The sequence below is a fragment of the Gilliamella sp. Bif1-4 genome (genome assembly GCF_001690535.1).
GTDB classification, from domain to species: domain Bacteria; phylum Pseudomonadota; class Gammaproteobacteria; order Enterobacterales; family Orbaceae; genus Gilliamella; species Gilliamella bombi.
On the sequence record NZ_LZHC01000063.1, the window covers coordinates 1 to 839 of the forward strand.

At 46.8% G+C, this 839-nt stretch carries 1 protein-coding gene; it reads right to left on the reverse strand.

What is annotated here, in order from left to right:
* Window positions 1-839, reverse strand: an 839-nt coding sequence (locus tag A9G25_RS11005; protein ID WP_176701125.1) for a VENN motif pre-toxin domain-containing protein, incomplete at both ends; no start/stop codon positions are given.

Genomic DNA, 839 nt, shown 5'->3' on the forward strand with positions numbered 1-839 from the left:
ACACCTGCTGTCATTCCCAATCCCATCGCTGGGTTACCTTCAAATCCAACAGTTTCAATTAACCATGCCGCAACTTGGTTTGCGCATAATACTGGATTGGCTGAACAAGCAACAACTGCTGGCTCTACTATTGGTGCAGCAATAACTGCACCGATCGCAATAACCTGTGGTGTACCATATTCTATTATAGTTTCATTATAACTATCTATTCCTTCCTTGATGATTTTATCTTCACAATCTTTATTTCCGTCACATTGTGATTTAGCAGCATTTACAATCGCTTGACCAAAATAATTATTCTCAACCGCATTTTTCCCCGCAGCAACCCCTGTATTGATATCTTGGATATCACCACCGGCAGCGGCTATCGCAAGGCCTGTCGCTAGTTGTGATAGGGCGCTGATTTGTTGCCTTTCTTCTTGGCTTAGGTCTTTGATGTCTTTATCAGGGTAAAGTATGCCCGCAATCACTTCAGCACCGCGTTCACTTGCAGCAGCACCCAAGCCACCCACTAGTGCAGAGTTGCCTTGTAGCTCGGCTACCACCGCACCGAGTATCGCATGGTTGACGGTGTTGGCAACGGTGCTTCCTTCGGTCTGTTGTTTGATAATAGTCGCAATTTTTGGCGCGAGTGCCCCTGCGGCTGCCCCTGTCATGTCGCCACTGATTAAGCCGTTGATGATACTAACCGCCATGTCAATGCCTTGACGGGTGTCACTGCCCATCGCTGACATGCCTTGGTTCATCGATTCTTTGTAGGCGTCTTCGTAGATTTTTTGTTGCTGCTTGTCGGTTAACACGATGCCTTTGTCTGCGGCTTTTTCTTGTTCTTTTTCTAC